General features: G+C 40.9%; 11 protein-coding genes and 2 pseudogenes. 10 read left to right on the top strand and 3 right to left on the bottom strand.

Features of this window, described 5'->3' with window-relative positions:
- Positions 1-77 precede the first annotated feature (77 nt).
- A pseudogene (locus C7H19_RS27305) lies at positions 78-347 on the top strand (transposase); the annotation flags it as partial.
- 33 nt (positions 348-380) lie between these two features.
- A pseudogene (locus C7H19_RS25995) lies at positions 381-569 on the top strand (IS6 family transposase); the annotation flags it as partial.
- Here C7H19_RS25995 and C7H19_RS23850 read toward each other — a convergent pair.
- A complete protein-coding gene (locus C7H19_RS23850) occupies positions 566-985 on the bottom strand; it encodes a GFA family protein (RefSeq protein ID WP_106459409.1) in 420 nt (139 codons plus the stop codon). The pseudogene C7H19_RS25995 and the gene C7H19_RS23850 overlap by 4 nt on opposite strands.
- Positions 986-1202: 217 nt before the next feature.
- On the opposite strand from C7H19_RS23850, the gene C7H19_RS23845 reads away from it, so the two are divergent.
- The gene (locus tag C7H19_RS23845; protein ID WP_106459408.1) at positions 1203-2066 is read left to right on the top strand and encodes a DUF1206 domain-containing protein; all 864 of its coding nucleotides are present in this window, start codon (positions 1203-1205) and stop codon (positions 2064-2066) included.
- Positions 2067-2536: 470 nt separating this feature from the next.
- Here the strand turns inward: C7H19_RS23845 and C7H19_RS23840 are convergent, their stop codons facing one another.
- Positions 2537-3658, bottom strand: a complete 1122-nt coding sequence (locus C7H19_RS23840; protein ID WP_106459407.1) for a site-2 protease family protein — start codon at positions 3656-3658, stop codon at positions 2537-2539.
- Between the two features lie 425 nt (positions 3659-4083).
- Here C7H19_RS23840 and C7H19_RS23835 point away from each other — a divergent pair, with 425 nt between their 5' ends.
- The 5 genes from C7H19_RS23835 (at position 4084) to C7H19_RS23815 (ending at position 11538) form a co-directional block, all read left to right on the top strand.
- Entirely contained in the window at positions 4084-5193 is a 1110-nt protein-coding gene (locus C7H19_RS23835) for an alkene reductase (RefSeq protein ID WP_106459406.1), read from the top strand.
- Positions 5194-5382: 189 nt separating this feature from the next.
- Positions 5383-8520 (top strand): DEAD/DEAH box helicase, encoded by a 3138-nt coding sequence (locus C7H19_RS23830; RefSeq protein ID WP_106459405.1) that lies wholly within the window; start codon positions 5383-5385, stop codon positions 8518-8520.
- A 25-nt stretch (positions 8521-8545) separates the two neighbouring features.
- Positions 8546-9382, top strand: a complete 837-nt coding sequence (locus tag C7H19_RS23825; protein ID WP_106459404.1) for an SWIM zinc finger family protein — start codon at positions 8546-8548, stop codon at positions 9380-9382.
- Between the two features lie 613 nt (positions 9383-9995).
- Positions 9996-10628, top strand: coding sequence for an AAA family ATPase (locus tag C7H19_RS23820; protein ID WP_106459403.1), 633 nt, complete (start codon positions 9996-9998; stop codon positions 10626-10628).
- The gene (locus C7H19_RS23815) at positions 10618-11538 is read left to right on the top strand and encodes a ParB/RepB/Spo0J family partition protein (protein WP_106459402.1); all 921 of its coding nucleotides are present in this window, start codon (positions 10618-10620) and stop codon (positions 11536-11538) included. Before C7H19_RS23820 ends, C7H19_RS23815 begins: the two co-directional genes overlap by 11 nt.
- Positions 11539-11546: 8 nt before the next feature.
- Here the strand turns inward: C7H19_RS23815 and C7H19_RS23810 are convergent, their stop codons facing one another.
- Complete coding sequence (locus C7H19_RS23810; RefSeq protein ID WP_106459401.1) at positions 11547-12161, bottom strand: heme-binding protein; 615 nt, start codon at positions 12159-12161, stop codon at positions 11547-11549.
- 406 nt (positions 12162-12567) lie between these two features.
- Between C7H19_RS23810 and C7H19_RS23805 the strand changes: the two genes are divergently transcribed.
- Together C7H19_RS23805 and C7H19_RS23800 are read left to right on the top strand one after the other, a co-directional pair.
- Positions 12568-12870 carry a hypothetical protein gene (locus C7H19_RS23805; RefSeq protein ID WP_106459400.1) on the top strand — a complete coding sequence of 101 codons (303 nt, stop codon included), beginning with the start codon at positions 12568-12570 and terminating at the stop codon, positions 12868-12870.
- Positions 12871-13000: 130 nt separating this feature from the next.
- The gene (locus C7H19_RS23800) at positions 13001-13249 is read left to right on the top strand and encodes a hypothetical protein (RefSeq protein ID WP_106459399.1); all 249 of its coding nucleotides are present in this window, start codon (positions 13001-13003) and stop codon (positions 13247-13249) included.
- Positions 13250-13325 lie beyond the last annotated feature (76 nt).

Here is a 13325-nt window from a genome sequence, read left to right as displayed (position 1 = left end):
TTTAGTGACCCAAGACAATTTGGTTGGCTGGTTTACTCACTGCTGCTATTATGTTCAATCCAATTGAAAAATGCTATCAAGTTTTAACAGAACAGTTGCGGCAAGAGAAAGGCATCGAGTTTTTCGCTCCTCCAAAAAGAAACATGAAAAATCGCTTAATGCACCTTCATGATAAGCTCTTATCGCGTAAACGCTAAGAGTGTTGAGACAATTACCCTTCCAACTCAAAAACATCTCTCAAACCCTTGCATTCTCGCCATAGAAGTCCTGTCAATTTTTGTGTCAATCTTCTGTGTGGTTTAATTGCTTATTGCCATCAGCCCAAGAAGCCTTCTCTTGGGATGGAGTGGGCTTTACCTCAATCTGCAAAGGCCCGAACTGACGTTAGATTTATTAAAAGATTAGTCAAGCCAGGACTAAGATTTAAATCATTTAACACAGCCAGACGAACAATTAAAGGCTATGAAATGATGAATGTAATCCGCAAAGGACAGATTAATAATATCAAAAAAGGGGATATTATCGGTCAAAAGAAATTTATTGAATCTCTCTTTGAAAGAGTTGTTTAGAAAAGTGGAAAAGTTAGAGCTTTTCTGTCTCTAAAAAAATTTGCAACACAACCGAAATCGTAATATTCGGGTTTTTCATCAATGAAGATTTGGTGGTCAAAAACCAACTTTCCATCATCTTCAAAAATTCCGACAGGCATGAAATATTGATGATTCTCTTTCAATCGATAGAACAGATGTGTCCCACAGCCTGAGCAGAATCCTCGTTCTGCCCATTCAGACGAGTTGAAAAAGCTAATATGTTCTTGGCCTTCAAAAGATACATTACTTCCGCAATCAATGGTTAATAGAGGCCCACCCGTCCAAGTTCTGCACTGATGGCAATGACAAGCTCCGATTTCTTTACTCATTGTCGGGGCTGTTACCTTGACTTTCCCACAAAGGCAGTGGCCTTTACCTACTCTTGTATCAGACATCGATCCTCCCTTTCAAGAAAGAATGAGACAATTGCCCCTAACTAATTATAAGACGCGATCGCCCTCTTTCATTTTCCCTTTCTAATAACGATCGCTATTTTCTGTACCCATCGCTACTCATCTGATTCAAGCTCTACCTATTTAGGGTGATGAGGGGAATATTAGTTACTGCTTTGATTAAAAATAGGAGAACTCAGATTTAAGCTACACAACAACAATGACACGACATAATTCACCTAATGGCAATCTTGAAAAACCCATTCAACAAGCCGCATCACATCCTTGGATGGAAAAACTAGCCCGACTTGGCTATGCTGCTAGAGGTGTAGTCTATTTTATTATTGGTTTGTTAGCTGCACAAGCTGCTTTTGGGGTAGGGGGCAAAACGACAGACAGTAAGGGAGCCCTTCAAACGATCGTCACTCAACCATTTGGGAAATTTCTCCTGAGTCTTGTTACTGTTGGACTCATTGGTTATGCTCTCTGGCGAACCGTTGAAACTTTTCTCGATCCAGAACACCCTCATCAACATCGAGGAGCTAAACAAATCGCTCGACGGCTCGGTTATGCCATTAGTGCTTTGAGTTATTTCGTACTAGCCGCAACAGCAATTAAACTCATTCTCGGTTCAGGAGGTGGTAGTAATAACTTAACTCAAGACTGGACGGCGCGTTTCTTGTCTCAACCTTTTGGTCAGTGGTTAGTAGGGAGTGCGGGAATGCTTGTAATTGGACTCGGATTCTACGAACTTTACAAAGCTTACAAAGGCAAATTCCGTAAACATCTCCAGTTGTCGATGATCAGCCCTCAACAGAGAACTTGGGCGATTATTCTTGGTCGAATCGGAATTGCGGCTCGTGGAATTGTCTTTGCTACCATCGGTGTCTTTTTAACCCAAGCTGCCCTCACCTTTGACCCGAATCGAGCTAAAGGGTTAGGTGAAGCACTAGCGGCACTGGCACAACAACCTTTTGGACGCTGGATTCTAGGAGGAGTAGCATTAGGTCTGATTGCCTATAGTATTTATTCGTTGATTGAAGCGAGATATCGACAACTGCCAAAGATCAACAATCACAGATGATTGAAGCGATCCGAAGAGCGGATCGGCATGAAGGGCAGCGCGTTATTAAATCTGAAACCTTGTTGTCGGACTGATTAGATGACTTGACTGTTAAAAGTCAAAGGGGGCGATGCCGTAGGCACGCGGAAGCGCACGCAGTCACGTCCTTAATGATTGAATATCGAATACATCTTTCAATTCAATTTGTTCATTAGGCAAGTTTAAAAAATACCAAGCTTTTTCGCTCGTTCGGTCATCTCAAGAGAAAAGAAATCTGGCCCGACTTTCGTTATGACAAGTTGCTCAGTAAAGCGGGTAGTCATCACTATCATTTGAAAAACTCTTTTGTGAGAAACATTTTTCATCGTGGCTCACAATGTTCGTGCCTGAGTCAGCTTTCCAAGCCCTCCTTTTCCCCCTAAGAATAACAAATTTTGGGGTGTCATCTCTTAAACGACACCCCAATGATAAGATTACAAGCTCAGTCGAGTTTAAGCGGTTTTAAGAAGTGCTTTTTGTTGCAATAAATTGATGACCGAAGCCTTTTCTAACAAGCCAACAACGATCCCATTTTCATTTACTACCGCTAACTGGGGAATTCTTTGCTGTTCTAGCAGTTTGACAACCTCTAATAAGGTTTGATTAGAGCGAACAGTTGTTAAAACTTGGTTGGGTTGTATTAACTCTTTAACTAGGATTTTTGTCCAATCAGAGGTCGCTACTTTTTTTAGATCATCTGTAGCGATCGCTCCCAGTAAATTGCCCGCTTCATCAGTGACTAAGAACTTACTCCATTTATTCTGTCCAATCACATAGTCATTGGCAAAAGAACGCAAGTTCAGATCTTGGTTAACAATTGGACTATTGGGAATCACTGCATCTTCAGCCGTCAATCCATTCATCGTTTCTTGAATTTGGGCTGATTGAGCCGAACTTCCTGCATTTTGTAACAAGAAGAAGCCAATCAATAATGTCCAGAAACTTCCAATGGGACTTAACCCGACAACAGCTAATCCTCCGATCATAATCGCTAACCAACCGAAAACTTGACCAACTCTACTGGCAAAAATAATACCTTGATTGGGATTACCTGTAATCTTCCAAACCAAAGCTTTGAGGACATTTCCACCATCTAAGGGTAAGCCTGGAATCAAGTTAAATAGTGCCAATGCTAAGTTGATTGAAGCGAGTAAAGAAACGATCGCAGCGATTGGTAATGGCAGCGACACATTAACGCCAATTATTGTAAATAGGCCAAAGAGGAGCAAGCTGACGAGGGGGCCTGCAATAGCGACTAAAAAAGCTTCTAATGGTGTTTCTGATTCTTTCTCTAAGCTGGCTAAACCACCAAAGATAAACAAAGTAATGGATTTGACTCCAATTTTTTGAGAGATAGCGACCAAGCTATGACCCAATTCATGGGCAATTACTGAAGCAAATAATAATAATGCCGTAATTAATCCTAAAATCCAAGGGGTAATGCCGCTAAGTTGAGGAAATAAGGCGAGTTGCCCACCATAAGTTAACGTGACTATTCCTAGCACGATAAACCAAGAAGGACTCACATAAAAAGGAATCCCAAATAAATTACCGACACGTATGTTGCCGTTCATCGGACAACCTCCTATTTTTAGGGAGCGAAATCTACGGTTCGCCTGACCTTTATTTAAAATTGTAACGAAATGTAAACTTTTATCAGGGAAACTGAAGGTAGTGAAAGCCTCACCATTCAGTGATGTAGAGTTCAGTTTTGTTAGTCAGGAAAGTTAAAACTTTTACTTATCTTTTTTAACGGTTCTCTAAGATGGGGTTGTAGGCACATAACTGTTACAGAGTGTTTGCGTAGTACAATTGTTGCTCAACAATTAGCCTCAAACCATTATTCTTGCGTTAGAAAAAACCGTAGTTCTTGGAAAAATGTGACGTTAATCTGATTCAAGCTTTGATCGCTAAAACTCCTACGGAGTATCCCTTTAAAGTTTTGAGCGGAAATTGATAAAATATGGAGCAATCCTCAAAACTAAAAACTGATTAGCTCATGAGTGTACAAACTTCCCAGGCACTTCTATCTCCTTTTGATTTACAGGGACTCTTCCTAAAAAACCGAGTCGTCATGGCTCCAATGACTCGCGCCCGTGCGGGAAAATCTAGGCAAGCTAACCCTTTAATGGCCGAGTACTATGCCCAAAGAGCCTCGGCGGGGCTGCTCATTACGGAAGCGACGGTCATTTCCCCACAAGCTAATGGTTGGGAAAACAGCCCTAGCATCTATACTTCAGCACAAGCTGAAGCTTGGAAAGAGGTGATTGAAGCGGTTCACGCCAAAAGAACCCCGTTGTTCCTCCAACTGTGGCATTGTGGACGGGCTTCCCATAGTAGCTTCCACGAAGCGGAAGGTCTTCCTGTCGCCCCTTCAGCCATCAAGATTAACGGAGAGTCAATCCATACCCCCATTGGCAAGCAGCCCTACGAAATACCCAGAGCGTTAGAGACGGAAGAGGTTCCTAGCGTGGTTTCTGATTACCGCCAGGCAGCCAGACGCGCAATGGATGTAGGATTTGACGGAATTGAAATTCATGGAGCAAACGGTTATTTAATCGATACGTTCCTTCAATCTAAAACCAATCAGCGTAGCGATCGCTATGGTGGAAGCTTAGAAAATCGTTACCGATTTTTAAAAGAGGTAGTTGAGGCGATCTTAACCGTCTGGCCAGCCGAAAGGGTGGGAGTCAGATTATCACCCAACGGCATCTATAACGACATGGGTTCGCCTGATTATCGAGAAACCTTTCTCTATGTAGCCGAGCAACTAAATGCTTATGGATTGGCTTACCTCCATATCATGGATGGTTTGGGTTTTGGTTTCCATGAGCTAGGCGAGCCAATGACCTTAGCCGAATTTCGTCAGGTCTTCAGTCAAGCAATAATCGGGAACTGTGGTTACACTCAAGAAACCGCCGCCGCAGCAATTCGGTCGAACCATGCGGATCTGATCGCCTTCGGACGGCCTTTCATTAGTAACCCTGATCTGGTGGAGCGTTTTGCTCACGGATGGCCACTTAATCCCGAAGCACCGATGAAAGATTGGTACTCGTCCGAGGCCCAAGGCTATGTAGATTTTCCCTTTTATCAACATCCTATCGTTTGAATCTTGAAAGGTTGAAAAAACTTTTGGCTCAGGAGATTGTCACCCCGTCAGTTCATTCATGTATTAGTCGAAGAATGATACTATTTTTTGTGACGGTTTGAGCTTTAGCTTTTGAGAATCGTTCAAATGTGTCATCAAATCTCTAAAATACAGAGTAGACTGAGCTAATCATCTAGTTATTCCTTGTTCATGAAAATCCTTCACGGGACCTGGATTCCTGAAGCAAGTTATGAATTTATCCAGACTGGCAATTTTTATCTCTGGATTGAAACCTCCACGCCCAAAAACCGAAAAAATCAGCCAGCCAATCGTCATCGAGGACAATTAGCCAAAGAAGAATTAGCTCTTTTTCTCGCCAATGAATTAGGTCTTGTCTGTTCATCCAACAGCCCGACGAGCCGCGAGATTACCTCTAAATACTTTCTCTTACCTAGTGCGAATCAACAGCCACTTCCTTCATTGGAATTAAGCCGTTATCTAGAATTAGAATTGCCTGAAACCTCAGATTTACAATCTTGGGAAATCGACTGTTATCGAGTGACCCCTGTCATTAAAATCCTAAATGACCTTCATTTTATTAGTCTTAATCATTCGCTTGAAATTCAGATGGGGTCTGACTTACTTTTTTGGTATTACTATACCCAAGCCTTTAAACAAATTATTCTGAAAGATCAATACATTCCTGCGTTTAAATATCGAGAAATCTCAACTCAAATCCGCAAAAGTAAGCCAAAAAGCCATTCTTTTGAAATCTATACCATCTGGGAAATTGTTTCAGAAGCTTATGAAGCCAATCTCAAACGATATCTCAATTACCTTCCTCTAGTTTGTCTAGCTGGTGCCGAGACGGCTCATCCAAGACAAGAATTTTACGACCCAGAAACCCTACTTCGTCACTTTTCTGAGGCTCTTCTTAATTTTATCGTCACTAGCAATCCGACTCCTGCTAGCTTTGACAAAAAAATCAACGAGACTGCCCTTCTCTATGGTTGCCTCCATCCCAAAACTTCCCAACAGCCTTGGACGAATGTCTCTGCCTTAGAAGACTATCGAAAATGGCAAACTTGGAAACAGAAACTATTAGATACTCAAAATACTTCAACTTTTCATCTTTGTTTTAAACTTCATGAAGCGTCAGAAAATAACCTAGATCACTGGCAAATTCAATTTCTCGTTGCTTCAAAACAAGACCCATCCCTAAAACTTGAATTAGATGATTATTGGTTTCTTTCTCAGAAAACCAAAAAGCCAATCCAAAAACACTTTGGCAACGATTTCGAGAAAAATTTACTCTTAAACTTAGCTTATGCGGCTCGGATGTATCCGCTAATCTGGAAAGGACTCGAAACACACAAACCAAGTGGATTTTCCCTGACCTTAGCAGAAGCCTTTGATTTTCTCAAAGAAAGTGCATGGATTTTAGAAGATGCTGGATACAAAGTGATTATTCCCGCTTGGTGGACACCCGAAGGTCGTCAACGAGCCAAAATTCGCCTTCAAGCTTCTTCTAAGAAGTCTTCTGCGAAAAGCCTCAACCAAGGCTACTTCAACCTTGAAACGATTATTCAATATCAATATGAACTCTCCATCGGTGGACAAATCATTAGTCAAGAAGAATGGCAGCAGTTAGTCCAAGCCAAAACACCTTTAGTCCAGTTTCGGGGTCAGTGGATTGAGTTAGACCAAAACAAGATGAAGCAAATGCTTGAGTTTTGGCAGGCTCATCAAGAGGAACATCCTGAAATGACTCTACTAGAATTGATGAAAAAAGCCACAGAAGAAGCTGATGAAATTGAAGTTGAGCCTGACCAGATGTTAGCGGCGATGATGGCTCAATTACGTGACCCTAGCTATCTCGAACCAATTGAAAATCCGACTCAATTACAAGGAAATCTCAGAGAATATCAAAAACGAGGCGTGGCTTGGATTCAATATTTAGAGAGATTAGGGATAAACGGCTGTTTGGCTGACGATATGGGACTTGGTAAGTCTTTACAGGTGATTGCCAGATTAATTACCGAAAGAGAAACAAATCATCCCATCTTACCAACTCTCTTAATTGCCCCTACTTCAGTTGTCGGCAATTGGCAAAAAGAAATCGAAAAATTTGCCCCTCATCTGAAAAGCTTCATCCATCATGGCAGCAGTCGCTATCAGGATGAAACTGAATTTCAATCGGCTTCTTTAGAACATGATCTTGTGATTACTTCTTTTACGCTGGCTAGAAAAGATGCCAAACTTTTTAACAGTTTAACTTGGCAGCGAATTGTCATCGATGAAGCCCAAAATCTTAAAAATCCTAAAGCGGCACAAACTAAAGCCATTCTCACTTTACAAGCTAATCACCGTCTCGCTTTGACGGGAACACCTATCGAAAACCGTTTACTCGACCTCTGGTCAATTTTTAATTTTCTTAATCCAGGTTATTTAGGTAAAGAAGCTCAATTTCGCAAAACCTTTGAAATTCCCATCCAAAAACAGAATGACCAAGTGCAGTCCAACGTTCTCAAAAAATTGGTAGAACCTTTGATCCTGCGTCGCGTCAAAACAGACAAACAGATCATCAAAGATTTACCTGATAAAATCGAACATAAACAGTATTGTAACTTGACCAAAGAACAAGCTTCTTTGTATGAAGCCGTCGTGAAAAATGTAGAAGAACAGCTTCAAGATGCTGAAGGAATTCAGCGCAAAGGATTGATCGTATCAACTCTGATGAAGCTTAAACAAATTTGTAACCATCCTCGGCAGTTTTTACAAGATAGCAGTGAGTTTACGCCAGCCCGTTCTCACAAATTGTCACGTTTAGGAGAAATGCTAGAAGAAGTGATTGCTGAAGAAGAAAGTTTTTTGATTTTTACTCAATTTACTGAAATTGGCGAAGCACTACATCACTATTTAAAGCAAACCTTTCATTACAATACTTATTATTTGCATGGGGGAACCACTCGTCAAAAACGAGAAAAAATGATCGCTGAATTTCAAGCTCCTGAAACTGAACCCTCGGCTTTTATCCTATCTCTAAAAGCTGGAGGTGTTGGAATTACTTTGACTAAGGCTAATCACGTCTTTCATTTTGATCGTTGGTGGAATCCAGCCGTTGAAAATCAAGCAACCGACCGAGCCTTTAGAATTGGTCAAAGTAAGAATGTCTTTGTTCATAAGTTTGTGACTTTAGGAACATTAGAAGAACGTATTGATGAGATGATCGAAGAGAAGAAAAAGATCGCTAATAGTATTGTGGGAGCGGATGAATCTTGGCTAACCGAATTGGATAATGAAAGTTTTAGAAAGCTAATTGCTCTGAATCGACAAGCGATTATTTAATTTTAGATTTGGGACAAGGTGAAACATGGCACAATTCAGTAAAACTTGGTGGGGAAAACGATTTATCGAAGCCTTAGAAGAATTTACGGATTCGGCAAGACTAACTAGAGGACGTTCCTACGCCAGAAATGGAAAAATTCAAGAATATTACCTTGAACAAGGCAAGATCACGGCTCAAGTTCGAGGTTCGATTAATCCTTATTTTGGAGTCTATACAGAGCCTTTATACAACATCACAATCGAGATTAAACCCATTAAAACAGCCGATTGGTCGAAAGCAATTGCCTATCTAGGGTCAAAAGCGAGTTTAATTTCTAAACTCCTGCTCAATGAAGTCCCTGATAATATTGATGAAGCGTTTCATGAAGTCAATCTCCATTTACTGCCTCAGACTCAAAAAGATTTTCAAACGAGTTGTTCTTGTCCCGATTGGGAAAATCCCTGTAAGCATATTGCTGGGGTTTATTATTTAGTGGCTTCCCAATTAGACCAAGACCCCTTGTTATTATTTGAACTCAGAGGAATTTATCGCTCACTCTTACAACAAGAGTTAGCTAAATCGCCTTTAGGAAAGATTCTCTCAGAAGCGATGGAAGCCGATGAAATTCTTTTAGAACCTGTCACTTCATACTATACAAAACCTGAAAAAGTGCAGCACTTAGATGCAGTAAGCTTGAAAGAATTTTGGCACTCGACTCACCGATTACCACCAACGGTTGATGTTGTCTCAAAAGCGAGTATCCCAGCTATTGTAGTCAAAAAAGGGGGAGATTTCCCTCCTTTTTGGCGAAAAGATGGGTCTTTTCTAGAAGTGATGCAGGAATTTTATCAGCGAGTGAGGACAAAAAATTCTCTGTTATAAATTTTCGGTTAAGTTGGTGGTGCCACAAAGATGTAATAGTGTAGCAAAGGTGTTGATTAAATTAAACGCGCTCAGGTTATATTTTAATGAACCGGCATTTTACGGGGAGAAAATCTTTCCATCAAGATCTTTGTGCCACTACTCCCCTTTAGTTAACGTCAGTTTGAGTTAAGGCGATTTTGCGCTCTATTCTACGAGAGAATGGGGGTTTTAGCTTATCCCGAACTCAGGTTAGTTAGGGAAGTATTTTGTTTTTCCTCAATTCGCACACTTTCAATTGGAAGCGGAAGTCAGAAAAGGCGAAAATCACCACATCTCCATCTTTGACGAGGATACCTGAAAAGAGTCCCCTTTAAAAAGCGCAGTGAAATGAAACGAAAATGGGTTAGAATCTTGCCAACATTCGTTGAGCCGCGAAAAACTTAGATGTACAATGAACTACTTTAACGCACGCTGACGAAAAGCAGTTGGGGTAATTCATCGATAATAGCCCACAACGTTGTGGTCTGTTCTAAAAAAGACAATTCACATACAATGATGGGAACAGTTTATTCAAAGACTAGCTCATAGAAATTAATTCAAAAAAAGAAAAGAAGAGAGAAATGCACTCATTATGATCATCGCCCTTACTAATCAGAAGGGAGGAGTAGGGAAAACGACAATAGCCGTTCATTTGGCTTATTGGCTGTCCTTACAAGGTTCTGTTGTTTTAGTAGATACTGATGTACAACAAAGTAGCTCTAATTGGCTGACTGACCTAAAAATTCCCTTTGCTATAACTGACGATCCAGAAGATCTGCTCGATCTGTTACCCGAACTTAGCCAAAAATATGATGCTGTCATTGTTGATGGCCCTGCTGGTTTGTCAGAAGTTACTAAATCGATTCTGTACGGCTGTGACTTAGCTTTAATTCCTTGTAAGCCATCTGGATTAGATACTCATAGTAGTCATAAAATCTTAAGAATCTTATCTCAAGCCCAAAGAATTAGAAATAATTTCCCTAAAGCGGCTTTGCTGCTCAATCAAGCTGTTAAAGGAACAATTTTACTGAAAGAATCAATTGATTTACTTTCTAAATCAACTGTTCCTTTACTTTCTACAATTATCTACAACAGACAGAGCATTAGCGACGCTCCAGGACAAGGAATTACCGTTTGGCAAGATCCAACACCCGCCGCTAAAATTGCCTCCCAAGATTTTGAATCTTTATTTAGAGAATCTTTAAAATTAATCAATGGCTACTAAAGAAAGAAGATCGCTTAATGTATTTACTTTTAGAGAGGGACATCAGAATGATTATCAAATTGTTCCATTCTCACAGCTTGTTCCTTTTACCCATCAACCTAGAAAATTTTTTAATCCGATTAAATTAGCTGAACTTGCCGCAACAATCAAAAAACATGGCATTTTAGAACCTCTATTAGTTCGGTTGATGAATGATGGACAGCACTATGAAATTCTAAGTGGTGAAAGACGATATCGGGCAGGACTTCTAGCAGGTGTAAATGAAGCACGAGTCCTCGTCCTTGAAGTAGATGACGAGGAAGCCATTGAGATTTCCTTGCTTGATAATCTTCAAAGAGAAGATTTAAACCCTGTTGAAGAAGTAGAAGGGATTTTAAATCTTCTCTCTTTTAAGCTAAAGATTTCTAGAGAGCAAGTTAAATCAACTCTTTACCGACTTCAAAAGGAACGAAAAGGGCAAACAGCCCACAACGTTGTAGGTAATGCCCAAATTGAAGTGATCACTTCAATTTTTAAGTCGTTAGGGTTACTGAATCTCGATTCATTTATCAATCATCGTTTGTCTCTACTTAATTTACCAGAAGACATCCTCAGAACTCTTGGAGAAGGAAAGATCGAATACACCAAAGCTAAAGTGATCGCGCGGCTCAAAGACTCAGAACAGCGAACCGAGTTGTTAGAAGATGTGATCGCACAGGAGTTATCCCTAAGCCAGATTAAAGAACGCATCTCCCTACTTGAATCGCGGGAGTCAAATCCCTTAACCCCGACTGCCCAGACAACTTTAAGTGAAACTTATCAAAAGCTCAAGAAAGCACAACTCTGGAAGACCGATCCGAAAAAATGGCGTAAAGCTCAGACTCTATTGAAGAAGCTAGAAGAATTGCTCAATGAAGAAATTGAGGAGTAGGCAGATAGCTAAGGTTGGCTTGTTACAGTTTTTTGGATAGGAATCTGGATCTCACTCCGTTTGAGCGCATCAGGAACATAAGGGCCATCATAAAAGAAGCGACGGGGTGAATCGGTGACTTGATAGTTTTGATGACGGTTCAACCACTCTTTTAATTGTGCTAAACCTTTTTGGTAACTGTCGTAACTGTAGCTTCCTTGGCATCCCAGACTTACTACCGTCATTGAGGGAATATCTTCGATGACGATCTCATCCGCGATTGTTTTTGTCGAAGTATCTTTGCTACGGTAAAGGAAAGATACCTTAGCCAGTCCCGTATCTTCGACTTCTGTCAAGGTGGTGGTGGGATAACGAGTTTCAACTGGGGCGGTCATAGGAATCTCGTTAGAACTAATGTGTTGGTACAAAGGATAAAAAGCTTGATTAGCGGCTTTCGAGAGTTCCCCTTTGTAAGTGTAAGTGGCAGCACGATAAGCAGGATAAGTTTTCACTTCAATCACGCCAGCCGAAGTAGGGGAGGGAAATCCTTGTGGTAATGGTGCGCTATTCGCTTGATAGACTTCAATGGCGAGGGCAGTGATAGCAATGATCCCAAGAGGAATTAGAAAATAATGTAATTTCATAGGTAACTTTAAAAAAGCTTTTTACTTCTATGATGAAGCAGTTAACAGCTTGTGAACAGGTTCTTCCAAAATTAATTTTTAATGAGATTAGGTGCAATATCGAGAAAAAAACGATTAACAACTGCGGGCCTTATGATTACCTCCGTTATCGTCGCAATGGCATTCACTATTCTCTGTACTTGTGCAAAAAAAGAGAATCTTCAATTTAGGGTGCAAACTTTAACAACAGAATCAAGGTTTGAGCCGTTTAATTGCACCCTAAATCCATTCCTTTATTTTGAGAATTATAGTTTTAGGGTGCAACTTTAAACGACAAAATAGGCTTTTAAGCCTCCAAACTGAATCCTAAAATTGACAAAATGCTGCTTTCGCAGCTTTCAGCATCGCACTCAAGAGAGCGATCGCTATGTCCATAAGTATCCTTCCTAGAAACGCCGTTACCTGCAAACTTCTTGATGACGGATGGCGGCTAAACTACCTATATCCTCGATTTGCCACCGTCACTCGTCCTGATGGCAGCCGCCATTGTTCGTACATTGGGTTTGATGATCTTAATACTGCTCAATCCTACCTCGAAACTCTGAGTCAAAACTATAAAGCTGAATTGAGAACTGGGCAAAGGTTAGAAACCTGTTACGAAATCAAAGTCTGGGGACTATCGACTGAAGCTTCTTTTGAGGTACTGCGGCAACTTTATCGGAAAGCTTGACAAGCCAAGATGCCCCGACCGAGATCCCCGATTCGGGTATCTTTTTCTTTTTCTTTAGACTTCCCCTTATCGCTTTAATCTTCCCGATGCTGGCGCATCTAAGGCGATCGCTTGATTTCAATTAATAACGATGCCTCAACTTATCGCCAGTAAAAAAGCCGAAAAGTTTAAAGCTTTGGCAGATGCGCTCGAACCTAAAATCCAATATTATCTCAAACCCGCGTGCTGCCGTAAGGCAGATCCCTGCGGGATCGCCTCTCAACGTCTCACGCGCCGACGTGCCAACATTGCTGCTTCCATGCAACAGGAGGGAATACGGCTACAGCAGATTCAAGGTTGGCTTTATGGACTGGCAGAAGCGATTGAACAGGATAAATGATCCCTCTTTTGTTAGATAAGGAAGTAAAATAGAAAAAACAACTGATGGAGAGAAGGAGTTAGAAATGGTAACTCTA

The sequence above is a fragment of the Aphanothece hegewaldii CCALA 016 genome (assembly GCF_003007785.1).
Taxonomy (GTDB): Bacteria; Cyanobacteriota; Cyanobacteriia; order Cyanobacteriales; family Microcystaceae; genus Chroococcus; species Chroococcus hegewaldii.
This window is presented reverse-complemented; position numbering and strand designations above follow the sequence as displayed.

Coding starts and splice junctions, on each gene's coding strand:
- C7H19_RS23815 (WP_106459402.1), top strand. CDS start 10,618: ATGGCTACTAAAGAAAGAAGATCGCTTAATGTATTTACTTTTAGAGAG.
- C7H19_RS23810 (WP_106459401.1), bottom strand. CDS start 12,161: ATGAAATTACATTATTTTCTAATTCCTCTTGGGATCATTGCTATCACT.
- C7H19_RS23850 (WP_106459409.1), bottom strand. CDS start 985: ATGTCTGATACAAGAGTAGGTAAAGGCCACTGCCTTTGTGGGAAAGTC.
- C7H19_RS23830 (WP_106459405.1), top strand. CDS start 5,383: ATGAAAATCCTTCACGGGACCTGGATTCCTGAAGCAAGTTATGAATTT.
- C7H19_RS23835 (WP_106459406.1), top strand. CDS start 4,084: ATGAGTGTACAAACTTCCCAGGCACTTCTATCTCCTTTTGATTTACAG.
- C7H19_RS23805 (WP_106459400.1), top strand. CDS start 12,568: ATGTCCATAAGTATCCTTCCTAGAAACGCCGTTACCTGCAAACTTCTT.
- C7H19_RS23840 (WP_106459407.1), bottom strand. CDS start 3,658: ATGAACGGCAACATACGTGTCGGTAATTTATTTGGGATTCCTTTTTAT.
- C7H19_RS23800 (WP_106459399.1), top strand. CDS start 13,001: ATGCCTCAACTTATCGCCAGTAAAAAAGCCGAAAAGTTTAAAGCTTTG.
- C7H19_RS23845 (WP_106459408.1), top strand. CDS start 1,203: ATGACACGACATAATTCACCTAATGGCAATCTTGAAAAACCCATTCAA.
- C7H19_RS23820 (WP_106459403.1), top strand. CDS start 9,996: ATGATCATCGCCCTTACTAATCAGAAGGGAGGAGTAGGGAAAACGACA.
- C7H19_RS23825 (WP_106459404.1), top strand. CDS start 8,546: ATGGCACAATTCAGTAAAACTTGGTGGGGAAAACGATTTATCGAAGCC.